The 22,353-nt window shown below is 66.0% G+C and carries 17 protein-coding genes and 1 riboswitch; of the genes, 6 read left to right on the top strand and 11 right to left on the bottom strand.

Going from position 1 to position 22,353, the window contains the following annotated elements; all coding sequences use genetic code 11:
• Positions 1-102: 102 nt before the first annotated feature.
• Positions 103-3,447, bottom strand: coding sequence for a DEAD/DEAH box helicase (locus CIK75_RS03075; RefSeq protein ID WP_096223183.1), 3,345 nt, complete (start codon positions 3,445-3,447; stop codon positions 103-105).
• A 78-nt stretch (positions 3,448-3,525) separates the two neighbouring features.
• Here CIK75_RS03075 and CIK75_RS03070 point away from each other — a divergent pair, with 78 nt between their 5' ends.
• Together CIK75_RS03070 and CIK75_RS03065 are read left to right on the top strand one after the other, a co-directional pair.
• Complete coding sequence (locus CIK75_RS03070; RefSeq protein ID WP_096223182.1) at positions 3,526-4,686, top strand: LOG family protein; 1,161 nt, start codon at positions 3,526-3,528, stop codon at positions 4,684-4,686.
• Positions 4,687-4,782: 96 nt separating this feature from the next.
• A complete protein-coding gene (locus CIK75_RS03065; RefSeq protein WP_096223181.1) occupies positions 4,783-5,988 on the top strand; it encodes an SRPBCC family protein in 1,206 nt (401 codons plus the stop codon).
• A 38-nt stretch (positions 5,989-6,026) separates the two neighbouring features.
• On the opposite strand, the gene CIK75_RS03060 is transcribed toward CIK75_RS03065, so the two are convergent.
• From CIK75_RS03060 to CIK75_RS03050, 3 genes are all read right to left on the bottom strand, one after another.
• Positions 6,027-7,169 (bottom strand): VIT1/CCC1 transporter family protein, encoded by a 1,143-nt coding sequence (locus CIK75_RS03060; RefSeq protein ID WP_086995796.1) that lies wholly within the window; start codon positions 7,167-7,169, stop codon positions 6,027-6,029.
• 235 nt (positions 7,170-7,404) lie between these two features.
• Positions 7,405-7,689 carry a hypothetical protein gene (locus tag CIK75_RS03055; RefSeq protein ID WP_086995791.1) on the bottom strand — a complete coding sequence of 95 codons (285 nt, stop codon included), beginning with the start codon at positions 7,687-7,689 and terminating at the stop codon, positions 7,405-7,407.
• Between the two features lie 11 nt (positions 7,690-7,700).
• Positions 7,701-7,811, bottom strand: a riboswitch (SAM riboswitch).
• 302 nt (positions 7,812-8,113) lie between these two features.
• Positions 8,114-9,640, bottom strand: a complete 1,527-nt coding sequence (locus CIK75_RS03050; RefSeq protein ID WP_096223180.1) for a sodium:solute symporter — start codon at positions 9,638-9,640, stop codon at positions 8,114-8,116.
• 169 nt (positions 9,641-9,809) lie between these two features.
• On the opposite strand from CIK75_RS03050, the gene CIK75_RS03045 reads away from it, so the two are divergent.
• From CIK75_RS03045 to CIK75_RS16455, 4 genes are all read left to right on the top strand, one after another.
• A complete protein-coding gene (locus tag CIK75_RS03045; protein WP_086995785.1) occupies positions 9,810-10,385 on the top strand; it encodes a cupin domain-containing protein in 576 nt (191 codons plus the stop codon).
• A gap of 480 nt (positions 10,386-10,865) precedes the next feature.
• Entirely contained in the window at positions 10,866-11,852 is a 987-nt protein-coding gene (speB, locus tag CIK75_RS03040) for an agmatinase (protein ID WP_086995782.1), read from the top strand.
• The gene (locus CIK75_RS03035) at positions 11,853-13,574 is read left to right on the top strand and encodes a thiamine pyrophosphate-binding protein (protein ID WP_086995779.1); all 1,722 of its coding nucleotides are present in this window, start codon (positions 11,853-11,855) and stop codon (positions 13,572-13,574) included. It begins immediately after the preceding gene.
• A gap of 98 nt (positions 13,575-13,672) precedes the next feature.
• Positions 13,673-14,272 (top strand): hypothetical protein, encoded by a 600-nt coding sequence (locus tag CIK75_RS16455; RefSeq protein ID WP_241895258.1) that lies wholly within the window; start codon positions 13,673-13,675, stop codon positions 14,270-14,272.
• A gap of 27 nt (positions 14,273-14,299) precedes the next feature.
• Here CIK75_RS16455 and CIK75_RS03025 read toward each other — a convergent pair whose 3' ends face one another.
• From CIK75_RS03025 to CIK75_RS02995, 7 genes are all read right to left on the bottom strand, one after another.
• Positions 14,300-14,758, bottom strand: a complete 459-nt coding sequence (locus tag CIK75_RS03025) for a universal stress protein (RefSeq protein ID WP_086995777.1) — start codon at positions 14,756-14,758, stop codon at positions 14,300-14,302.
• Positions 14,759-14,820: 62 nt separating this feature from the next.
• The gene (purU, locus tag CIK75_RS03020; protein WP_086995774.1) at positions 14,821-15,726 is read right to left on the bottom strand and encodes a formyltetrahydrofolate deformylase; all 906 of its coding nucleotides are present in this window, start codon (positions 15,724-15,726) and stop codon (positions 14,821-14,823) included.
• Between the two features lie 31 nt (positions 15,727-15,757).
• Positions 15,758-17,158, bottom strand: a complete 1,401-nt coding sequence (locus CIK75_RS03015) for an L-serine ammonia-lyase (RefSeq protein ID WP_096223179.1) — start codon at positions 17,156-17,158, stop codon at positions 15,758-15,760.
• On the bottom strand, positions 17,158-17,802 hold the full coding sequence (soxG, locus tag CIK75_RS03010) for a sarcosine oxidase subunit gamma family protein (protein WP_096223178.1): 645 nt from the start codon (positions 17,800-17,802) through the stop codon (positions 17,158-17,160). The genes CIK75_RS03015 and soxG overlap by 1 nt, the downstream gene beginning before the upstream one ends.
• Positions 17,795-20,725, bottom strand: coding sequence for a sarcosine oxidase subunit alpha family protein (locus tag CIK75_RS03005; protein ID WP_086995766.1), 2,931 nt, complete (start codon positions 20,723-20,725; stop codon positions 17,795-17,797). Before CIK75_RS03005 ends, soxG begins: the two co-directional genes overlap by 8 nt.
• Entirely contained in the window at positions 20,722-21,051 is a 330-nt protein-coding gene (locus CIK75_RS03000; protein ID WP_086995763.1) for a sarcosine oxidase subunit delta, read from the bottom strand. The genes CIK75_RS03005 and CIK75_RS03000 overlap by 4 nt, the downstream gene beginning before the upstream one ends.
• 26 nt (positions 21,052-21,077) lie before the next feature.
• Positions 21,078-22,295: a sarcosine oxidase subunit beta family protein gene (locus CIK75_RS02995; protein WP_086995760.1), complete on the bottom strand. Its 1,218-nt coding sequence runs from the start codon at positions 22,293-22,295 to the stop codon at positions 21,078-21,080.
• Positions 22,296-22,353: the final 58 nt, after the last annotated feature.

Below are 22,353 nucleotides of genomic sequence, written 5' to 3'. Positions count from 1 at the left end.
GTTCTTCTTCCAGATTCAGGCTAGAAGGAAAAACAGAACGGGGCGATGGGGAGAACTACCCATGCAGGTGGGGCAGCCCGGGGGCCGGGCCCGAGGTGGAGCCTATTCGACCAGCAGGTCCCTGATGTCCTGGGCGGTCATCGCCGAGCCGAAGCCCTCACCGGCATCCATGACCGAGGAGATCAGCTGCCGTTTGGCATCCTGCAAGGCCACGACCTTCTCCTCGATCGTGTCCTTGGCGACCATCCGGTAGACCATGACGTTGCGGGTCTGCCCGATGCGGTGCACCCGGTCCACGGCCTGGGATTCGGCGGCGGGGTTCCACCAGGGGTCCAACAGGAAGCAGTAGTCGGCCTCGGTGAGGTTCAGCCCGAAGCCGCCGGCCTTCAGCGAGATCAAGAACACCGGGGCCCTCCCGGATTTGAACTCGTCGATGACATCCGCGCGCCGACGGGTGGAACCGTCGAGATAGGCGTATTCGACGCCTTCGTCGTCGAGCCGGGAGGCCGCCTTCTTCAGGAAGGAGGTGAACTGGCTGAACACCAGGGCCCGGTGTCCCTCGGCGAGGACGTCGGCCAACTGTTCGAAGAGGACATCCAACTTGGCCGACGGGACGCCGTCGTACTCCGGATCCACCAGCGAGGCGTCCAACGACAGCATGCGCAGCAGGGTCAGGGACTGGAAGATGGTGAAACGGTTCTTATCCATGTCCTCCACCAGGCGCAGGATCTTCTGCCGTTCGCGCTGCAGGTGGGTGTCGTAGATTTTGCGGTGCTTCGGCGCCAACTCGACGTTGAGGACCTGCTCCTGCTTGGGCGGCAGGTCGGTGGCCACGGCGTCCTTGGTGCGCCTGAGCATGAACGGGCGGATCCGGCGACGTAACCGGGCCAACGGCTCGTCCAGGCCCTGCTTCTCGATGGGCCGCTGATAGTTCTCCGCGTAGCGCAGCGCCGAAGGGAACAGCCCGGGGGAGACGATGGCGAAGATCGACCACAGTTCCATCAGGTTGTTTTCCATCGGGGTACCGGTGATCGCCAGTTTGAAGGCGGCGTTGAGATCGCGGGCCGCATGGTGGGCCTTGGTCGCCTTGTTCTTCACGAACTGGGCCTCGTCCAGGATCAGTCCGGCCCAGGTTTGGGCTTGGTAGGCCTCGGCGTCGAGACGGAAGAGCGTATAGGAGGTCACCACGACGTCGTGTTCGGCAGCGATCGCTGCCAGCGGGCGGGCGGCCCGCCCCTGGGTGTCGGCGATGGCTGCCACCCGCAGGTCGGGGGCGAAACGTGCCGCCTCATCGGACCAGTTGGCCACCACGGAGGTCGGGGCGACCACCAGGAACGGCCCGGGAACTTTGGCGGTGCCGCTAGCCGCGGCCCACTGGTCCTTGGCATGCAGGATCAAGGCCAGGGCCTGCACGGTTTTGCCCAGGCCCATATCGTCGGCCAGGACGCCGCCGAGATTATTGCGCCAGAGCATGGCCAGCCATTCGAAGCCCTCCCGCTGGTACGGGCGGAACGTCGCCTTGAGTCCGGTGGGCAGTGCCGGGGATTCGGCCTCGGCGACGTCCAACAGCGAGTTCACCCCGGCATACCAGGAATCGGGGCCTTCGGTGACGGTGGCGAGCTCCTCGAGTTCCTCCCAAAGGGAGGCCTGGTAGCGGGTGATCTGCAGGTCGGAGTTCTTATCGTTGAGGGTCCCGGCCTCGGCCACGAGGTCGCGCAGCCTATCGAAGAGCTGGTGCTCGAGTGAGAAGTAGGTCTTATCGGGCATGAGCATGCGGCTCTGCCCGCGGGAGAGGGCCCGCAGGACGTCGGCGAACGGAATACGGTGCTCCCCGACGGCGATCACCAGACCGAGGTCGAACCAGTCACGTTTCTCCGATTCGACGGTGGTCACCGTCAGCTCGGGGGATTCGGTGAGTTCACGGTAGGCCGGTGGGTGGCCGGTGGTACGGACCTCGAGGCCATCGACCTGTTCCAGCAGCGGCAGTGACCTGCGCACGAAGTCCACGGTGTCCAAACCGCGCAGGGTGCGGGGAACCAGGGCGCGCCCGGCCAGGGTGGGGGAGTCCTGAACTGCCTGCAGGGCGGCGTCCTCGAGTGCCGATTCGGCCTCGACATCGCGCAGATCGGCATCGACCGGGCCGTGCCCGTAGTCGAAGTCCCAGGCGATCTCCGCGGTATCCCCGCCGGGGTAGGTCACCTCGAGGATGAGTTTGGGCGGCAGGATCCCCGGCAGTTCCACCGAATCGTCGGCAGCGTTGATGGCCAGCCGGCGGCCCAGACGCGGGTAGACCGAAGCCATGAAGTCATCGACGTCAGCTGCGGGAACGACGACGGTTTCGGGCTGGTGCAGCAGGGCCACCTCGGCAGGATCGAGCCTGCGGGCGGTGGGCGCCAGGACGATCAGCTCGGCGTCCTCACGGGCCGCGTAGACACCGTGATTGCCGATGGCCCCCACGGGCGTCTCGGGGGAGAGCTCCAATTCCTCCCCGTCGAGACTGAGCAGGGGAGTCAGGCCCAAGGCCCCGTCGTCGTCCTCCGGGTGTCCCGCAGTGAGCGATACGGAAGCAGTTTCAGCCAGCCGGATGGTGGTGGCCGAGCGCGGCCCAATGAGCCGAATCCCGAGGGCTTCGGTTTCGTGCAGCAGCGACCAGAGCAGCGGGGAGGCGAACTCGTCCAGGTAGAGCCAGTCGTTGTCCTCACCAAAATACAGTTGCCCATTGGCACGGTAGAGCGGGACGAACTGGCAGAACCAGCGGTGCTGTTCCTCATCCAGGTTCAGCCCGTAGGTTTTGAAGCTGATGGTATTCCAGCGCAGGTTCCCACGGACCCAGCGGCCGTTGCCCGAACGGACCATGGGGCGCACGCCCAGACGCCACCGGTGCCCCGAACTGTTCTGGTGCCCGACGCCGGAACCGGGGGCCCACTGCCGGTGGGCGACCTGGGTGGTGTCCTGGAGTTCGAACTGCAGGGCCAAGGGCTGCAGATGGTTGCGTTCGGACCCACCCCGGGCGCGGGCCCCGGCACGGGCCGGTGTGGAGCCACCACGGCCGCCGGCGCCGATCAACGAATTCAGGGTGTCCTGCCAGGCGGGGACCTTCGCCGGGGCTGCGGTGTTCTCGAAGAACACGCGTTGGGCCCGCAGATGCAAGGTATTCGAGTAGATCAGCAGTGCGGCAGCATGTTTGCAATGGGTTCCGACCGGGCAGCTGCACCAGGTGTCACCGACCGTCCAGACACCCTTGCGGTCCACGAGCGTCACCGTGGTGTTGTACGGCTCGTCTTCGGTCCCGACCACCCGGGCGGTCAGCTGAGGGTCACCGGCGGTGAACTCCAGTCCCAGAACGTGCTCCGCGTTGGCGTACCCCTTCCCCCGGGTGAACGCCGCACCACCGACCACGCGGAGGATTTCGCGGGCGTCGACGAGGGGAAAATCGGATTCTGCCATCCTCCTATCGTTTCACGTCTGGGCCCCTGCCGACGAACCAGGATGCCCGGTCGCCGGCTGTCGCCGTAGGGTGTGCTCATGAACTCCTCCCCGGCGATGCAGACACCGCCCCGTGAGCTGGAGATCGACACGGTCGCCCAGTTCGATGCCCGCACGAAAATCGGCCGGGCCCCGATGTCCGGATGGCACTGCCAATCATTGGATCTACGGGATCGTGGACGGGCGTTGGAGCGTGCCGACGTCTCCGGGGCCGTCTTCCTCGGTTGCGACCTGCCGCCCGGCTCCATCCCCGCTCTGCGCGGCCGGGGCGCACTGATCTTCCCCGACCTGCCGGAACTGCCGTTCGATCCCTACCGTGGCGGGCTCTATCGGGCGCAGGACCTCTATGCCGGGCTCGGGGAGAACGCCTACGAGGACACCCCCGACGCACGCATCTACGCCTGGAGCAGGTCCCGGGGCGCCGGACGGGGCGGCCTGAACATGGCCCTGGCCACCACATTGCACGACCATGCCATCGGTACGGCCCTGGAACTGCTGCTGAGACCCGAGCACGACGGCGATGCAGCGGGGCTGATTCCAGGTCGCGGGGTGGTCGGGGTGATGGGTGGACACGCTGCCGAACGCGGTACTCAGGCGTTCAGCGACGCAGCCTCTCTGGGGCGCAGCCTCGCCCGGGCAGGGTTCACCGTCGCCACCGGGGGCGGCCCCGGAGCCATGGAAGCAGCCAACCTGGGCGCCTACCTCTGCGCGGAGGAGGAGGGCGTCCTGGAGGAAGCCATCGAGCGGCTCGCCGTCGCGCCGTCGTTCCGTCCCTCGATCTCGCAGTGGGCGCGGGCCGCGCTCGCCGTCATCGAAGAGTATCCGGGCGGAACACCGACCGTGGGGATTCCGACCTGGTTCTACGGGCATGAACCGCCCAACCTGTTCGCCACCCATATCGCGAAGTTCTTTGCCAACTCCATTCGTGAAGATGTGCTGCTCAAGGCCTGCACGGGAGGGCTGGTCGTCCTGCCCGGGTCCGCAGGAACCGTGCAGGAGATCTTCCAGGATGCCTGCGAGAACTACTACGGCACCGCCAGAACCCAAACCCCGATGATCCTGGTGGGCCGCCATCATTGGACCCGGGAGCTCCCTGCCTGGCAGCTGTTGGAATCGTTGGCCGCCGGACGGGAGATGGCAGCAGCCATTCATTTGGTCGAATCCCCCGAGTTGGCGGTGGGCATCCTCACCGGAGACTGAACCGCTGGCCGAATGCGGTCCAGGACCGTCGAACCCCTTCGCGCAGCGCCCGGCGACATCCAGAGGATCTGCAGCTGCGCTGGGTAGGCTGGGCCTATGGACTCGAACCCCTATCTGGTGACCCGGCAACGCCTGGTCCAGGCGCCTCCCGGCGCCATCTTCGAACTACTCGCCGACCCGTCGAAGCATCCGCTCATCGACGGTTCCGGCACGGTGAAAAATTCTCGCCAGGACGAACCCCAACGCCTGTCCCTGGGCGCCGAGTTCGGGATGGATATGCGGTTGGGTGTGGGGTACCGGATCCAGAACACGGTGGTGGAGTTCGAGGAGAACCGGCTGATCGCCTGGCGGCACTTCAACGGCCATCGCTGGCGTTATGAACTGATCCCCGCTCCACGGGGGACGCTGGTCCGTGAAACCTGGGACGCCTCACGGCTGAAACGGCAATGGCCGCTGAAGGTCATGGGGTTCACCCGGAGCACCCCAGCCAATATTGAGCGCACCCTGGACCGGTTGGCCGACTACTTCGACCCCAATACGCCGCGCCCCACGGAGCCGTCACCACCACGATCCTCGAAGCGTCAACCCCAGCCCAAAACCCTGACCCCTGCCCAGCAGGAGAAGGAAGCGGCCAAGAAGCAGGCTCGTGCGGCGAAGGCAGTCCAGCAGGACGAGGAAGCCATTGCGGCCCAAGCAGCCAAGGCAGAACGATTGGCGCTGGCCCAGGAAGCGAGCACGGCTCGTCGTGCGGCCAGGGCCGAACGCAGCGCCCGGGCCAAGGAGGCCCGCACCCTGAAGGAAGCCGAGAAAATCGAGCAGGCAGCGCTCGCCGAACGCGCCCGGGCCGAGAAGGTCGCAGAAAGCGAGCGGGCGCAGGCACTCAAGGCCGAACAGGCGGCGCAGGAGGAAAAGGCCAAGGCGGAGAAAGCTGCCGAAATCGAGCGGGCCCAGGCAGAAAAGCTTGCCGAGGCCGAACGGGTCAAAGCGGAGAAGCTGGCTCAGGAAGAGCGCGAACGCCGGGCGAAGGTTGCCCGCGCCGAGCAGGCCCAGACGGCCAAGGCGAGCAAGCAGGAACCGCAGGTTCCCGTCGAGCCCTTGCCGCCGATCGGCGCGACGGCCCGGCCCTTGAAGAAGGCGCCGACCCGTCCCGCCCGCGAGGTGATTGCCGCAGCGAAGGCAGGTCGACGTGACACGCCAGCCCCCGAGCCGGAGCCCGAAGCCATCGTGCCGGAACCGACTCCACCGGCGGTGCAAGAGCGCCGACCGATGGCAGCAGCCCGACGGATGCGCCGCGCCAGCTGACATGATCTGCGGACCGTCGACGTGGACGGGCCCGGAACCTATCCGATATTGCCGCCGAAGAGCAGGCCCAGAGCATAGGTGACCCCTGCCGCTCCGAGGCCGATCGCCAATTGTCTGAACCCGCGTTTGGCTGGTGAGGCGCCGGAGAGCAGCCCGACGACACCGCCGGTCAGCATCAGAGCCACCCCCACCAGGACCAAGGCCAAGAGCAGGGCCGGTAGCCCGCCCATGCCGAAGAGGTAGGGCAGGATCGGGATCAAGGCACCGGAGGCGAAGAAGCAAAAGCTGGAGGCGGCAGCACCGATAGCCGATCCGAGGGCTTCGTGTTCGTCACCGGCGGTCTCGGGTACCTCGGGCTGCAGCGATAAGGACGGGTCGCAATCGCAGCTGAAAGTTCCCAGCCGTTCGGCGGCCCGGTGCTCGGCGGCTTCCCGGCTCATCCCGCGGGCCCGATAGACCAGAACCAATTCGTTGGCCTGCAGGTCCAGATCCGGGGCGGCGATGAGTGTGACCTGGGTTGGCTGGGAAGCGGTGAGTAGTTCGCGCTGTGACCGGACGGAGACGTATTCGCCAGCGGCCATCGACAGGGCGCCGGCGAGCAGGCCGGCAACACCGGCAAAGAGGACGAGGGCGCTGGACACCCCGGCAGCGCCGATGCCCATCACCAGGGCCAGGTTGGAGACCAGCCCGTCGTTGGCACCGAAGACGGCTGCCCGAAAGTTTCCCGAAAGTCGGTTGCGGCCGCGGACCGCAAGACCACGGACGACTTCCTCATGCACCAGCTCATCGGCGGCCATCTGGGCGGTGGCGTCGGCATCATTGTCGTAGGGGGAGGACCCTTCGGCTCGTTGGGCCAGCGCCAGCACGAAGACCGAACCAAAGTTTCGGGCCATGAAACGCAACATGACGCGGCTGAAGGAGGGCCGTGCCGTCTTCCGGGCGTGTTCGCCCAAAAGGGTGGCCCAATGTTCCTCGTGGCGGGCTTCGGCACGGGCCAGGCCCAAGAGGATTTGGCGTTCCTCGCCGTCACGGCGTTTGGCCAGGGTCAGATAGATGGAGCCTTCAACACGTTCATCGGCCAAGTATTTGCGCCAGCGCCTGATCTCGGCGGGCGTGGGCTCCCGACGCGGGGACTGCGCACGGAGCGGGTCGGCGTCGGGGGAGGGGGCATCCGGTGCCATCGGGGGTCCTTTAATCGGGTCGTTGTCCCCGCACGGGGGCGGGGGTGCCGGTCAAAGGTTGGTGGGGTACAACAAACCTCGGACCGCCATCAGCGGGCCGAAGGTCTCGTTCGCCCGGCGTCGAAGCCGGGTGGATTGCCGGACCGCCTGGTCGGCGATCAGTATGTCGACAGATCCTCTTCCGCCCGTGCCGGATCAGTGATCCGGCTCGGGCGGGGTGTGGAACTACTCCCCTTCAGCCGACCAGCATACCCGAGGGAGCCTCGGCGTGGTCGCGAACGGGCAGACGCTCAAGGAAGAATACCTGAGCTTCTCCGTCGGGGCGGTGTGCCCGGGGGATGCGCACGGTCAGTGCGCAGGAATCGGATTCCCAGACCGGTCGACCGGCCGTGTTGGCCAGCGCATAGTCGAGATCCTGAGGGTGGGGCGCGATGAAGCGTTCCCATTGACCGTCTACGTTGAGGCAGACGGTGCCTAGCATCGAATCGAAAATTGGAAGGACGGAGACGCTTTGCGCCACGGATTTCCTCTCGTGCGTTCTTACCCAACACGTTGTCGTGCGGGCCGCTTCCTCATCCGAACCACCCACGAACCTGGGGTTGGTGCGCGGGTAGTCGGAGCTGTTGCCCGCGTCTCATGAAGCTTTTTTCCAGCCTAACGCGATTGCCGAGGCAACCCAAGCTGTGTTCTACGTCATCCCCACTGCATCCCAATGCTGGCACGGCTAGATTCGTTTCGACTCATGGGGCCAAAAAGGGGTTTCGGCAGGGGTTCGACCATCAAAGCGCCGTGCCGCCATGGCCTCTTTCCTCGCCCGGCCGGCCGGCCGGCCTGCCCTGACCGGGGACCCTGGGGGAGCAGCCGGTGCGGAGTTCCCCGGATTCGAACGCAAAACCCCGCCGTCGCGCCGGGAACGATGGGCGACGGCGGGGTTTTGTGGTCCTCTACTGGTCGGCGGAAACGCCTTCCATATCGACCCGTCCGGAGACGCGATCCGACCAGTGCTTCGTCACCTCGGTGCGGGTCGGCGCCGAGAGCAGGCTGAACAGGACATAGACCACGAGTGAGGCACCGAGACCGAAGTAGATCGGGTCGTTGGCGTAGACGCCGGCGAACTTTTCGGTGGAGAGGACTTCGAGGGTGATCATGGTCGTCAGGGTGACCAACGTGCCTGCCGCCATGGACAGGGCAGCACCGGTACCGTTGCCCCGCTTCCAGAGCAGACCGCCCAGGATCGACACCAGCAACCCGCCGACCAGGATGTCGTAGGCAATGGTCAGGGCGGCGACGACATCGTTGACGAGGATCGCCAGGATGATGGACACGGCGCCGAGCCCCAAGACCCAGTAGCGGTTGGCGGCGATGTCGTGTTCGGGGTTGCGGCCGGTGTTGACCTCGATCTTCTTGCCGAACCAGCCGGCGACAAAGGGGGTGACGTCGTTGCGGGCCACCGTGGCTGCGGCAATCAGCGCACCGGAAGCGGTGGACATCATGGCGGCGACGGCGGCGGCCAGGACGATGCCGCCGACGGCCACCGGCAGCAGGGTCATGGCGACCTCCGCGTAGACCACGTCCTTGCCCAAGGCCTCGATGTCGATGCCGGGCAGCGCGACGCGGGCCGACATGCCGATGATGGCTCCGGCGATGCCGTAGATGACGCAGTAGATGCCGGCGGTGGCGCCGCCCCAGCGGGCCACCTTCGGGGTGCGGGCGGTGAACACGCGCTGCCAGATGTCCTGCCCGATCAGCAGGCCCAGCGTGTAGACGACGAAGTAGGTGATGATGGTCTGCGCCCCGATGCCGCCCCAACTGAAGAAGGCCTCGCGGGCGCGTTCGGGGATGCCGGCCGAGATGCCGTTGAAGCCGCCGGCCGCCGACAGGGCGAAAGGCAGCATGAGGGCGAAGACGCCGATGGTCTTGATGACGAACTGGACCTGGTCGGCCAGGGTGATGGACCACATGCCGCCGATGGTGGAGTAGATCAAGACGATGGCCCCGCCAACGGCGATGGCGATCCAGCGCTCCCATTCGAAGAGGACGACGAAGATCGTCGCGTAGGCGCCGGTGGAGGTGGCGCAGAGCATCAAGGTATACGCCAGCATGACTACCGCCGAGGCGTTCGTGGCCTGCTTGGAGCCGTAGCGCAGCGTCAGCATCTGCGAGACGGTGAAAATCTTCAGTCGTTGCAGGCGCGGGGCGAAGAGCATGCTCAGTAGCAGCACCCCGATGCCGATGGCGATCACCAGCCACGCGCCGGAGAGCCCGAATTCGTACCCCAGGCCCACACCGCCGACCGTGGACGCACCGCCGAGGACGACGGCGGCCATGGTTCCGGTGTAGAGGAAGGGGCCGAGTCGTCGGCCCGCGACCAGATAGTCGCTGCTGTTCTTGGTGCGGGACTTGCCCCACCAGCCGAACGCGAGCATCGCGATCAGGTACGCGATCACAATCGCGATATTGATGATGTCCATGAGGAACCTCTGGTCGAAAAGGGAAGGAAGATGACAATCAGGTGATGTTTACAGGTAAACATCTGTTGCCTACTAAGCTAAAGTGATCTGGCTAACAGGTCAATTGGCCTATGCTGTGTGACGTCATGCAGGACAGATATCCAATGCGAAGACCCGGAGTACACCGCCCATGAAGGCTTTGCCCGTCGAGCCCAGCAACGCCCCGATTGCGATCGGTTCGAAGATCCGGGCCGCGCGTCACGTCCAGCGTATGACCATCGAGCAGGTGGCCGAGTCAACCGGGCTGACCAAAGGTTTCCTGTCCCGGGTCGAGCGCGACCTCACCTCACCCTCGGTGGCCTCGTTGGTCACCTTATGCCAGGTCCTGTCGGTGTCGGTGGGGGAGCTGTTCGCCCAACCAGAAACCCATGTGGTCCGCTTCGACGATGCCCCGCGCATCTCCTTGGGTGGTCACGGCATTATCGAACGTCTGGTGACCAGCCGCTCGGAGAAGCGGCTGCAGGTGATCCGGGCCGTCATCGAACCCCGCGGGCAAGGCGAGGACGAACTGTATTCGGTGGACTGCGAGGTCGAGGTCCTGCATGTGGTGTCGGGACGTTTCATCATCATCTTCGCCAACGAACGATTCGAACTCGAGGGCGGTGATTCGGTGACGTTCCCCGGCCGTGAACCGCATTCATGGATCAACCCCACCGATGAGGAAGCAGTGGTCCTGTGGACGCTGGTCCCCGCTGCATCACGGTAGCGGTATTCGGCCGATATGGACCCGCGGTCTGAGCCGCGGATTCGGTTCGGCCCCACGCAAAACCTCGCGGGTCAGTGGCGCGATTTCCCCCTGTCCCAACAGGAGGAAACTGCGCCAATGACGCACCGCTGAGCTCTCGGTCCAGCGGAAATACGGTTGCGGCATGATGCCGCAGGCATCCCGGATGACCGGGCAGATGATCTTCCGCCATGGCTGGCCGGCCGCCCGGGAGGGGCGATCTTGCCCCCGGAGAAGGGGTACCTGCTGGCGTCCACGTGTCGAGGGCCTTCGTGTTCGAACGCTACGCCTGCCGCGGCCAACGGCGCGGGCCGCGATCATCACGGCATGGATCGATGGGCTGGTTCGGGGCCGCGCGCCTTGACTGTGCCATAAGCCACAAATAGCATAAGGGACAACGAAAGTATCTTATTAGGCAACCGTGGGCGAGGTCGTTCAGGTGGCCCATCGAGAAGGAGAACCATGGAAGAGATCCGCGTCGAGGCCAACGGAAAAATCGGTCCCATTGATTCCTCGAAGATTCCGCGCTTTGCCGGCCCGGCCACCTATGCGCGGCTGCCACGACTGGACCAGGCTCCCGATGCCGGCATCAAGGTGGTCGGCGTCCCCTTCGATGCCGGAGTTTCCTACCGGCCCGGGGCCCGTTTCGGTTCCAACCACGTCCGTGAATCCTCCCGCCTGCTGCGCCCCTATAACCCGGCCATGGACCTCTCTCCTTTCGAGGCAGTGCAGGTCGCGGATGCCGGCGATATGGCCGTGAACCCCTTTAATATCAACGACGCCATCGAAACCATTCAGCAGAACGCCCTGGACCTGACCTCCGACGGCTCGTCGCTGATGACCATCGGCGGGGACCACACCATCGCCTTGCCACTCCTGCGTGCCGCTTCGGAGCGGGCGGGGGAGCCGGTGGCGATGCTCCACTTTGATGCGCACCTGGACACGTGGGACACCTACTTCGGCGCCGAATACACCCACGGCACCCCGTTCCGTCGGGCCGTTGAGGAAGGCATCCTCGATACCGAGGCGATCTCCCATGTGGGAACCCGTGGACCGCTGTACGGTAAGAAGGACCTCGAGGATGACCAGCGCTTCGGTTTCGGCATCGTGACCTCCTCCGACGTCTACTATCAGGGGGTGCGCGAAATCGTCGATAAGCTGCGCGACCGCATCGGTAACCGCCCGTTGTACATCTCGGTGGATATCGACGTGCTGGACCCAGCGCATGCCCCCGGCACCGGAACCCCCGAGGCCGGCGGTATCACGAGCCGCGAACTCTTGGAGATCCTGCGCGGGATGCGCGGGATGAACCTGGTCGGAGCGGACCTCGTGGAGGTTTCCCCGGCCTATGACCACGCCGAAATGACCGGCATTGCGGCCTCACACGTCGCCTACGACCTCGTCTCGCTGATGGCGGATAAACGAGCCACCGACCAGAAGGACTCCTAAGTGCCCGACTCCTTGCAGAACACCCCGGAAACCTCCGGGAACACCGCCCCGCGCAATGGTGGCGACCTGGCGATCGAGACCCTCAGCGGGCTCGGCGCCCGGACGGTCTTCGGGATTCCGGGGCAGCACGCCTTGGGCCTGTTCGATGCCCTCTCCCGTTCACCACTGGAATTCGTCTCCTCCCGCGTGGAGAACAACTCGGCCTTCGCGGCCGACGGCTACGCCCGGGCGACCGGCGAAGTAGGCGTTCTGTTCCTGTCCACCGGGCCCGGGGCACTCACCTCGTTGGCCGGCCTGCAGGAGGCCTACGCAACGGGCGTACCGATGGTCGTCATCGCCAGCCAGATCCCCTTGGACGGGCTCGGCGCCCGGCGCAAGGGGATGCTCCACCAGCTCGATGACCAGAAGGCCTCGGCAGCGAACGTCACCAAATCCCAGCGCACCGTGCACCATGCCTCGGGAATTCCCTCGGCCATCCAGGACGCCTGGTCCGATGCCATCACCGTGCCACAGGGGCCGGTCTGGGTCGAGGTCCCGCAGGACGTCCTGCTCTCCGAGGTCTTCGTCCCCCCGGTCGTCGATGCGCTCGCCGAAGCCTACGAGCACCCGCCGCGCGTGGAACTCATCGAGGAGGCGGTCCGCTGGCTGGGCCAGGCCCGCCGCCCGGCCATCGTTGCCGGTGGCGGTGTCCGCCGGGCAGGGGCCCAGGCCGAGCTGCTGCGCGTGGCAGAACAGCTCCGCGCCCCGGTGATCTCCTCGCCCGGGGGCAACGGAGCCTTCCCCTGGAAGCACCCGTTGAGCCTGCAATCGTGGATCGAGGACCGGCACACCACCGAGATCCTCGAAGATGCCGACGTGCTCATCGTCATCGGCTCCTCCCTGGGCGAAGTCACCTCCAACTACTTCACCCTGGCCCCGCGTGGACGCCTGATCCAGATTGATGCCGAACCGCGGGTGCTGGAATCCAACAGCCCGGCGCTCGGCATCCGTGCCGACGCGAAAACCGCCCTGCAGTTCCTCTCGGACGCTCTGGAGGAGCAGCGCACCGCGGAAGGCGGGCAACAGGGCGAATCTGTTGACTGGCACGGGAAGACCCCCGAGCAGGTGGTCGCCGACACCCTGGACCTGGTGAGAGCGCGTCTGGACGCCCAGGACCTGGGGATGGAACGAAAGTTCATGGACGATATCCGTGCCGCGGTCCCGTCGTCGATGCAGACCTTCTGGGATATGACGATTGCCGCCTACTGGGGGTGGAGTTGCTGGGATGCCCGCGAGGGCGAGTTCCATTCGGCTCAGGGGGCCGGCGGCCTCGGCTATGGCTACCCGGCGGCCATCGGTGGGGCCGTGGGCCTGGCCGTGGACGGCAAAACCGGGATCGACGGACGCGTGCTAGCGGTCTCCGGTGACGGTTCGGCCATGTATTCGATCGCCGAGCTGGCCACCGCCAAACAGCACAACACCGCGGTGACCTGGCTGATTGTCGACGACGGCGGCTACGGGATCCTGCGTGAATACATGGAAGGTGCGTTCGGCCAGGCGACGGCCACCGAACTATCCCGCCCGGATTTTGTCGCCCTGGCCGAATCCTTCGGCATCCCGGCACGCGCCGTGGCCCCCGAAGACGTCCGGCAGGCCTTGGAGGAATCCTTTGCCGCCGAGGGCCCGAACGTGGTCGTGGTCCAGACTTTGTTGAAGATGTTCGCCCCGACCCACCTGGACTAAGGCTCGGGTGTGGTGTGGGCGCGGTCATGACCGATGTCACTGTCCCGTGAACGGCGATCCACCTACCGTGGTGGAAGAACCGACGAGGGAAACAGGACATGAAAACCCGCCCGATGAGCACCGATCTGACCGACACCAGAAGCGACGGCGGCGGTAGCCTGGCCCCCGTGCCCGGTTACCGCCGCCTCGGCCATCCCCGCGTCTCCGGGTCCCTGGTCGGCGCGCTGGGCGGCTGCGCCTTCATTTTCTTCAACACCGAGGCCCTACCCGGACCCTGGACCGCCGCCCTGCGGCTCCTGGGGTTGGCCGCGCTCGGACTGTGGATCTGGGCGGTGCTCCTGCGACCCCGGCCGCTCCCACCCCATCCGCGGCCGGACCGGACCGGCGGGATCGTCTACGTCGGCGGCGTGCTGGGCATGTTGGCGATCATGTTCATCGGGATGCGGTGGCTGGAATCCACCGGACATGAAGAGCTTCAACCGGCGGTGATTGCGCTGGCGGTGGGCGCACACTTCCTGCCCTATGCCCGGGCCTTCGCCGCACCGGTCTTCCTCTGGCTCGGGGCGTGCCTGGTGGTGCTGGGCCTGGTGGGGCTGGGCCTCGGGCTGACCACCACCGTGGTGGCTGCCCCGGCCTGTGCCGTGGCCGCCGGCTACGTCCTGCTCATCGGCTGTGCCGTGGAGGCGCTGGGGCCCTGAGTATCGGGCTCCGGGGCGGGGCGTGGATTAGTCGGGGATCTCGGTATCGGCCAGGGCCGGACCGCGCACGACCAGCACCGGGCAGTAAGCCCTGGCGATGCAGGCCGAACTGACCGAGCCCATCAGCAATCCGACGAACCCTCCACGGCCCCGGCGACCGACGATGAGCATATCGGCTTCCTTGCTGGCTTCGATCAGCGTCGGTCGGGCGCTGCCCTGACGCAACCGCACCGACACATTCTCCGGAAGCTCAGGCCCGTAGGCCTCCTTCAAGGCGGCGGCGACCGTATGTTCGACGCGTTCTTCGAATCCCTCGATGCCCATGACTTCGTATCGTTCGGGCATCGGCGGGTAATCCCAGCAGGCGGTCGCCTCGATCCGGGCGTCTAAGCCGACGGCAACATGCTGTGCCTGACGGAGGGCCTCCACCGACGAAGCGGAACCATCGACTCCGACAATGACCAGTGCCTGGCGTTCCTGTGCCATCCCAACCTCCGCTCCCTCCCCGCGTGGGGAGGCATCCTGGTCCTCCAGCCTATCGTCGCCGGCTAGCGCAGGACCACTGTCCTGTTCTCCAGCAGAAAGACCCGGCCCTCGCAATGCCAACGCACGGCGTTGGAGAGCGCCCGGCATTCGGTATCGCGTCCTGCGGCGACCAGATCGGCGGGGGAGAAGGTGTGGTCGACGTCCTGAACCTGCTGGGAGATGATCGGCCCCTCGTCCAGTTCGCTGTTCACGTAGTGGGCTGTCGCCCCGACGGTCTTCACGCCGCGGGCGTGGGCCTGGTGATAGGGCTTGGCCCCCTTGAAACTGGGAAGGAAGGAATGGTGGATGTTGATGGTGCGTCCGGTGAGCTGGCGGCTCAACTCGTCGGAAAGGATCTGCATGTAGCGCGCCAGAACCACCAGTTCGACGTCGTAGTCCTCCATCAGCTCCAGCAGCCGGGCCTCGGCCGCGGGTTTGGTTTCCGCGGTGACGGGCACATGGTGGTAGTCGATCCCATGCCATTGAACCAATGACTGGTGGTCGAGGTGGTTGGAGACGACCGCAACGATCTCCACGGGCAGTTCACCCATCCGGGAACGGTACAGCAGGTCGTTGAGGCAGTGACCGAATTTGGAGACCATGACCAGCACGCGGCGCTTTTCGTTCAGCGGCCGCAGGCTCCACTGCATCTGGTAGCCGGCCCCGAGCTCGGAGAAGGCCCCACGCAGCCGTTGCAGTTCCAGCTCCGGATCCACGGCGACCTGCGGCGAGTCGGGGCCCGGACGGCTGACGAAGTGGACCCGCAGGAAGAACCTGCCCTCATGGAAGTCATCAAATTGGCGCAGCTCATGGATGTCCCCGCCATGTTTGAGCAGGAACCCCGAAACGGCATGGACGATGCCCGGCCGTTCGGGGCAGTCCAAGCTCAGCACGAATTCGTGGAGGGGGGATTCGGAGGCCTGGACCATGGTGTCCTGCTTTCTCGTGGAGGAGGGGTGCTCAGCACTCGATGACGTTCACGGCGAGGCCGCCGCGCGAGGTTTCCTTGTACTTATCCTTCATATCGGCTCCCGTCTGACGCATCGTTTCGATGGCCTGGTCCAGGGTGACACGATGTTCGCCGTCGCCGTGGCGGGCCAGCCGGGCCGCGTTGATGGCCTTGACCGAGGCGATGGCATTGCGTTCGATACAGGGGATCTGTACCAGCCCGCCCACCGGGTCGCAGGTCAAGCCCAGATTATGCTCAATCCCGATTTCCGCGGCGTTTTCGACTTGTTCCGGTGTGCCGCCCAGTACTGCGCAGATCCCGGCGGCAGCCATCGAGCAGGCGGAACCGACTTCACCCTGGCAGCCGACCTCGGCGCCGGAGATCGACGCGTTCTGCTTGAACAGGATGCCGATGGCCGCGGCGGTGAGCAGGAAGGTGACGATCCCGTCCTCATCCGCGCCGTCGATGAACCGTGCATAGAAATGCAGCACCGCAGGAATGATGCCTGCGGCCCCGTTGGTCGGTGCCGTGACGATGCGACCGCCCGAGGCGTTCTCCTCGTTCACGGCCAGGGCATAGAGGTTCACCCATTCCATCGCCCAGAGCGGGTCGGCCGGTTCCAGACCACCGATCCGGCCATCCGCCTCCTGCTGGCGCAGCTTCTCCCGCAGTTCCGGGGCCCGACGGCGGACCTTCAGCCCGCCGGGCAGCACGGGTTCGGTGCGGGTGCAGCCGTTTTCCACACATTCCTCCATGACCGACCAGATATGCAGCAGCGCTGCACGGGTTTCCGCTTCGGGCCGCCACGAGTTCTCGTTGGCCATCATCACTTCGGCAATGGACAGCCCGGAGGTCCGGCAGGCGGCCAGCAGTTCACCTCCGCTGCTGAACGGATGCGGCAACGGGGTTTCGTCGGAGACCAGCTGGTCGGCTTCGGCGGAGACGTCGTCGACGACGAACCCACCGCCGATGGAGTAGTAGGTGCTCTCCCGGATCGTCTCCCCATCCGCCCCGAAGGCCTGGAAAATCATGCCGTTGGGGTGGGCCGGCAACGATTTGCGCCGATGCAGGACCACATCGCGTTCGTCGTTGAAGTCGATATCGGAGCCACCGTCCAGCGGCAGTCGCCCCTCACGGATGCAGGAGGACACCAGGTCCCCGGCGGTGTCTGTGTTGATGGTCGCCGGGTCGTGGCCGGCCAGACCCAGGATCACCGCCTGGTCCGAGTGGTGTCCGATCCCGGTGGCCCCCAAGGAGCCGAAGAGTTCGGCCTTGACGCGGGCCACCGAGTCCAGCAGGGAGTCCGCGGCCAGCCCGGCGGTGAACCGCCGGGCAGCCCGCATGGGACCCACCGTATGGGAGGAGGACGGACCGATTCCGACCGAGAACAGGTCCAGAGTGCTCAGTGCCATCAGGGAACCTCTGCCGCCGCGAATTCGAGCATGGCATCGAGCAGCCAGTGCACCATGTAGTCCGCGAAGGAGGCGCGGGGCAGGATCCGGAACGTGTTCTCTTCCGTCTTCCACAAGAACACCGGTACGGGGCCGATGGCCGTGGAGACGGCCGAACCGGTGCCGAAGACCGAGGGGTGCAGGTCGAAATGGCAGCCCTTTTCCAGGACCGACCGGGCCGAGGGGCCCGAAAGCTCCAGGGTGGTGCGGTTTCCGGAGAGTTCGACGACGGATCCGGGCAGTGCGTCCTCGCCGTCGCCCAGCAGCGCGGCCAGGGGTGCTGCATCCACGCTGTCCGGTGGGCCGACGAGCAGGAACTCATCGGGGCCCTGCCAGAGGACCGATAAGGTCTCGTTGCCGCTGACCTCGCCCACGCGCCGGGGCAGGGAAAGCCCCAGCGCCGATTCCAGCACCTGGGCCGTGGCCGACCCCGGGACGACCCGCAGGCCGATCTGGGTCAGGAACGGCAGTTCCCGGAGGGTGACCCCCCGTTCACCGCTCACGGAGCCGGCGGCCATGTCCTGGGCCAGGTAGCCGACCGGGCTGGTACGCAGCGCGGCGACCTCCTGGCTCACGGCGGGTGCTTCCAAGGTGTTCTCAGCCATCGCGACGGCTCCCTTCAGGGTCGTAGAGGATGGGGGATGTGATTTCGACGTCGACGAGTTCGCCGTCCAGCAAGGACTGGACGACCTCGCCCATGCGGTTCCGGCCGTTCTTGACCAAGGCCAGACCGAAGGTCCGGCCCAGGGCCGGGCTGCGGTAGCTGGAGGTCACGTGGCCCTCCATGGGCACCGGACCCTGTTCCGGGGTGATGGGCGTTCCGGCGTTCACCAGCTGGGCGCCCTCGGGCAGCAGCGTGGTCTTATTCACCGGCAGCACACCCACCAGGTGCTTGCGGTCCCCGCGGGCCGTATCGGCACGGGCGTAGGAGCGGTTGCCGATGAAGTCCTTGAGCTTGGAAACCACCCAGTCCATCCCGGCGTCCTGCGGGGTCACCGTGCCGTCGGTGTCCTGACCGACGATGATGAATCCCTTTTCGGCGCGCAGCACGTGCATGGTCTCGGTGCCGTACGGGGTGATGTTGAATTCGGCGCCGGCTGCGGCGACGTCTTCCCATACCTTGAGCCCGTACCAGGCCGAAACATTGATTTCGAAGGCCAGTTCCCCGGAGAAGGAGATCCGGCAGATCCGTGCCGGGATCCCGTTGGCCAACGTGGTTTCGCGGAAGGCCATGAACTTGAAGTTCTCGTTGGACAGGTCCAGGTCGGGGGCGAGCTTGGCGATGACGGCGCGGGATTTGGGTCCGACGACGGCCACCGTGGAGTACTGCTCGGTCACCGACGTGCACACCACATCCAGGTCCGGCCACTCGGTCTGCAGCCATTCCTCCAGCCAGTCCAGAATCTTCGCCGCGCCACCGGTGGTGGTGGTCATGAAATAGCGATTCTCTTCCAACCGCAGCGTCACGCCGTCGTCGTAGATCATCCCATCGGGGGTGCACATCAGACCGTAACGGCCCATCCCGCCCTTGAGCTTCTTGAACCCATTGGTGTAGATCCGGCCCAGGAACTCCCCGGCATCACGACCACGGATCTCGATCTTGCCCAAGGTCGTGGCGTCCTGGAAGCCCACGGATTCACGGGTTGCCGCGCATTCGCGCTGAACAGCGGTATCCATGTCTTCCCCGTCCAGCGGGAAGTAGCGGGGCCGCTTCCACTGTCCGACGTCCTCGAAGACGGCGCCGTGGGCCAGATGCCAGGGGTGGATGGAGGTCAACCGGGCCGGGTCGAGCATCTGCCCGCGCTGGCGGCCGGCCAAGGCGGCGAAGGCCACCGGGGTGTAGGGGGCACGGAACGTGGTGGTGCCGATCTCCCCGAGCTCGTCGATGCCCAAGACAGCGGCGATCACACCGATGGCTGCCACGCCACTGGTCTTGCCCTGGTCGTTGGCGGTACTGATCGAGGTGTAGCGCTTGATGTGTTCCACCGAACGCATGCCGGCCCCGGTGGAGCGGACGACGTCGGCCACGGTCTGGTCGCGCTGCAGGTCCACGAAATGGGTGTCCCATTCGCCCTCGCTGCCTTCGGTGCCATGCACGAGCCACAGCGGCCGTGATGGCGCGATGGCGCAGGTTGCGGCGGATGCAGCAACGACGGAGGCCGACTGCCCGACGGCGGCGATGGCGTCGCCACCGCGGGCGTGGCCCTCGGACAGGCAGGAGGCCAGATCGTAGGAACCGTTCAAGGCCCCTGCCGTGTGCATGTTCTTCAGCGGTTTGCCCGGAACGAAGGCCGCGATGTCCTGATTCCAGGCGACCTTGCCCTGACGCTGGCTGTAGAGGTGCACGACCGGGCTCCAGCCGTTGGAGACGGCCAACAGGTCGGCGTCGATCTCCTCGGCGGTGCCGGTGGCCTGGCCTTCCTGATCCAGTGCACTGACACTGACCGAAGCAACCCGACCTGCTTGATCGCCTGCGGTGTCCACCACAGCGGATCCGAGGATGGAGCGGACGCCGGTGGCCGAGAGCACCTTCGACGCCTCGGCAGAGGCCTCGGTGCGGGCATCGACGACCGCTGCGACGTCCACACCGGCTGCGTGCAGGTCGGCGACCGTTGCGTAGGCGGCGTCGTTGGTGGTGGCCACCACGACGCGGGAGCCGGCGGCGACACCGTACCGGTTCAGGTAGCTGCGGACCGCTGAGGCGAGCATGACGCCGGGGCGGTCGTTGTTGGCGAAGACCAGCGGACGCTCATGGGCACCGGTGGCCAACACGACCTGCTGGGCGCGGATATGCCAGATGCGTTCGCGGGAGACGCCGACACCCGGGTCCTCGGCCAGGTGGTCGGTGCGACGCTGTACGGCGATGATGTAGTTCTCGTCGTAGGCTCCGAAGGCAGTGGTGCGGGCCAGATAGGTGAACTCCTGCCCCTGCTCCAATTCCTGGGCGGTTTCGGCGGCCCACTGGGCCGCCGGGACACCGTTGATCTCCTCGGTGCTGGAGGAGAGCAACGATCCACCCGGCTCAGGCTGTTCGTCGATCAGGATCGTGCGGGCACCGGCGGCTGCTGCCTGCCGGGCTGCGGCCAGACCTGCCGGCCCGGCGCCGACGACGAGCACATCGGCGTGCACGTACTTGCGGTCGTAGTAGGCCTCGTCACGGCGCGGGTCCAGCACACCCAAGCCACTGAGGTAGTTGGCTTTCATTCCGTCGGTCACGTGCGTGACCGTGGCCGGGAGCATGGACTCGTCGACCTGGCCGGCAAAGCGGGAGGCCACGGTGATCAGTGCGTTGGGTTCCTCGACACCGGCTGCCAGGATGCCGCGGGGGCGGCCCAGGTACAGCGAGTTGCCGCAGGCGATGTGCCCGGCGGCGAGAGCGGCCGAGGCGACCGTGTCACCGGGATGGGCCTCGAGGCTCTGTCCGTCGAGGGTGAAGCTGATGGTGCGGGACCTGTCGATCCCGCGACCCTGGACCTGCTCGGCCTCAAGTCGACCTGCCAGCGGCGCTGCGGGCTGCGTGGGGCTCATCGTGCTCCTCCTTCGGGGGTGTTCTGCCGTGCCTGGGCCAGCTCGGGGGATGTCAGATCCGGTCGTGGCTCATCCAGTTGGTAGATGGCTTGGATTTCGTAGGTCGAGGTGTCTCGTAGCGCGTTGAACCATTTGCGGCAGCCTGCCGCGTGGTTCCAGCGTTCGGCGAAGATGCCCTTGGGGTTTTTGCGGTAGAAGAGGTAGCGCGACCATTCGCTGTCGGTCAGCTCCGCAGGGTTCTCCGGGTAGGCAACATGCGCCTGACCCCCGTAGTGGTATTCGGTTTCATCGCGTGGCCCGCAGTTCGGGCATTCAATGAGCAGCATGGGAAGTCCTTTTGACGGTGAGGGGTCTAGTGGGCGACGGCGGCAGCGCCGTGCTCGTCGATCAGCTGTCCGGTCTCGAAACGGTCCAGCGCATAGGGGGCGTTCAGCGGATGTGCTTCCCCCGTCGCGATCGTGTGGGCGAAGGTGTAGCCGGCGGCGGGGGTTCCCTTGAAGCCACCGGTGCCCCAGCCACAGTTCACGTACATGCCCTCGATCGGTGTCGGAGAGACGATCGGGGAGGCATCCATGGTCACGTCGACGATGCCGCCCCAGGTGCGCAGCAGATGCGCCCGGGAGAAGATCGGGAACAGTTCCACGGCGGCGGACATCTGTTCTTCGATGACGTGGAAGGCGCCCCGCTGGCCATAACCGTTATAGGGGTCCACCCCGGCGCCCATGACCAGCTCACCCTTATGCGCCTGCGAAACGTAGACGTGGACGTGGTTGGACATCACGACCGTGGGGTGGACCGGCTCGAAGAGCTCGGAGACCAGAGCCTGCAGCGGATGGGACTGGATCGGCAGTTCGAATCCCGCCATTTCGGCCAGGACCGAGGAGTGACCGGCACCGCATAAGCCGACCTTGTCGGTGAGGATGCGTCCCTGGCTGGTTTCGACGCCGACGACGCGGTTGCCGTCCTTGACGAATCCGGTGACTTCGCAGTTCTGGATGATGTCCACGCCCATCTCGTCGCATTTGCGGGCGAAAGCCCAGGCGACATGGTCGTGCTTGGCGATGCCGGCGCGCGGCTGGTAGGTGGCGCCCATGACCGGGTAGCGGATGTCGTCCCCGGTGTTGATGATCGGGCACAGCTCCTTGACCTGGCTGGGGTCCAACCATTCGGCGTCCACGCCGTTGAGGACGTTGGCGTTGACCCGACGCTTGGAGTCGCGCACTTCCTGCAGGGTGTGGGCCACGTTCATCACGCCGCGCTGGGAGAACAGGAAGTCGTAATCCAGTTCCTCGGGCAGCCCTTCCCAGAGCTTGAGGGAGTGCTCGTACAGCGCGGCGCTCTCATCCCACAGGTAGTTCGAGCGGATGATCGTGGTGTTCCGGGCCATGTTGCCGCCGGCTAGCCAGCCGCGTTCCAGGATGGCGATATTCGTCATGCCATGGTTCTTGGCGAGGTAGTAGGCGGTGGCCAGACCGTGTCCGCCGCCGCCGACGATCACTGCGTCATAGGAGGGCTTGGGCTCGGCATTGCGCCACAGGAATTCGGGGTGCTCGGGCAGGAGATCGGCCATGATCAGGCTCCAATCGTGGAAGAGAGGTGGGGAAGTTTCGGGTAGAGCGGGTGGGCGG

The sequence above is a fragment of the Glutamicibacter sp. BW78 genome (assembly GCF_002332245.1).
GTDB classification, from domain to species: Bacteria; Actinomycetota; Actinomycetes; order Actinomycetales; family Micrococcaceae; genus Arthrobacter_H; species Arthrobacter_H rhombi_A.
This window is presented reverse-complemented; position numbering and strand designations above follow the sequence as displayed.

Excerpts from the sequence above, each read along its gene's own strand:
- CIK75_RS03005 (WP_086995766.1), bottom strand. The coding sequence starts at position 20,725 with ATGAGCCCCACGCAGCCCGCAGCGCCGCTGGCAGGTCGACTTGAGGCC.
- speB (WP_086995782.1), top strand. The coding sequence starts at position 10,866 with ATGGAAGAGATCCGCGTCGAGGCCAACGGAAAAATCGGTCCCATTGAT.
- CIK75_RS03045 (WP_086995785.1), top strand. The coding sequence starts at position 9,810 with ATGAAGGCTTTGCCCGTCGAGCCCAGCAACGCCCCGATTGCGATCGGT.
- CIK75_RS03070 (WP_096223182.1), top strand. The coding sequence starts at position 3,526 with ATGAACTCCTCCCCGGCGATGCAGACACCGCCCCGTGAGCTGGAGATC.
- purU (WP_086995774.1), bottom strand. The coding sequence starts at position 15,726 with ATGGTCCAGGCCTCCGAATCCCCCCTCCACGAATTCGTGCTGAGCTTG.
- CIK75_RS03025 (WP_086995777.1), bottom strand. The coding sequence starts at position 14,758 with ATGGCACAGGAACGCCAGGCACTGGTCATTGTCGGAGTCGATGGTTCC.
- CIK75_RS03060 (WP_086995796.1), bottom strand. The coding sequence starts at position 7,169 with ATGGCACCGGATGCCCCCTCCCCCGACGCCGACCCGCTCCGTGCGCAG.
- CIK75_RS03065 (WP_096223181.1), top strand. The coding sequence starts at position 4,783 with ATGGACTCGAACCCCTATCTGGTGACCCGGCAACGCCTGGTCCAGGCG.
- CIK75_RS03015 (WP_096223179.1), bottom strand. The coding sequence starts at position 17,158 with ATGGCACTGAGCACTCTGGACCTGTTCTCGGTCGGAATCGGTCCGTCC.
- soxG (WP_096223178.1), bottom strand. The coding sequence starts at position 17,802 with ATGGCTGAGAACACCTTGGAAGCACCCGCCGTGAGCCAGGAGGTCGCC.
- CIK75_RS03075 (WP_096223183.1), bottom strand. The coding sequence starts at position 3,447 with ATGGCAGAATCCGATTTTCCCCTCGTCGACGCCCGCGAAATCCTCCGC.
- CIK75_RS02995 (WP_086995760.1), bottom strand. The coding sequence starts at position 22,295 with ATGGCCGATCTCCTGCCCGAGCACCCCGAATTCCTGTGGCGCAATGCC.
- CIK75_RS03050 (WP_096223180.1), bottom strand. The coding sequence starts at position 9,640 with ATGGACATCATCAATATCGCGATTGTGATCGCGTACCTGATCGCGATG.
- CIK75_RS16455 (WP_241895258.1), top strand. The coding sequence starts at position 13,673 with ATGAAAACCCGCCCGATGAGCACCGATCTGACCGACACCAGAAGCGAC.
- CIK75_RS03000 (WP_086995763.1), bottom strand. The coding sequence starts at position 21,051 with ATGCTGCTCATTGAATGCCCGAACTGCGGGCCACGCGATGAAACCGAA.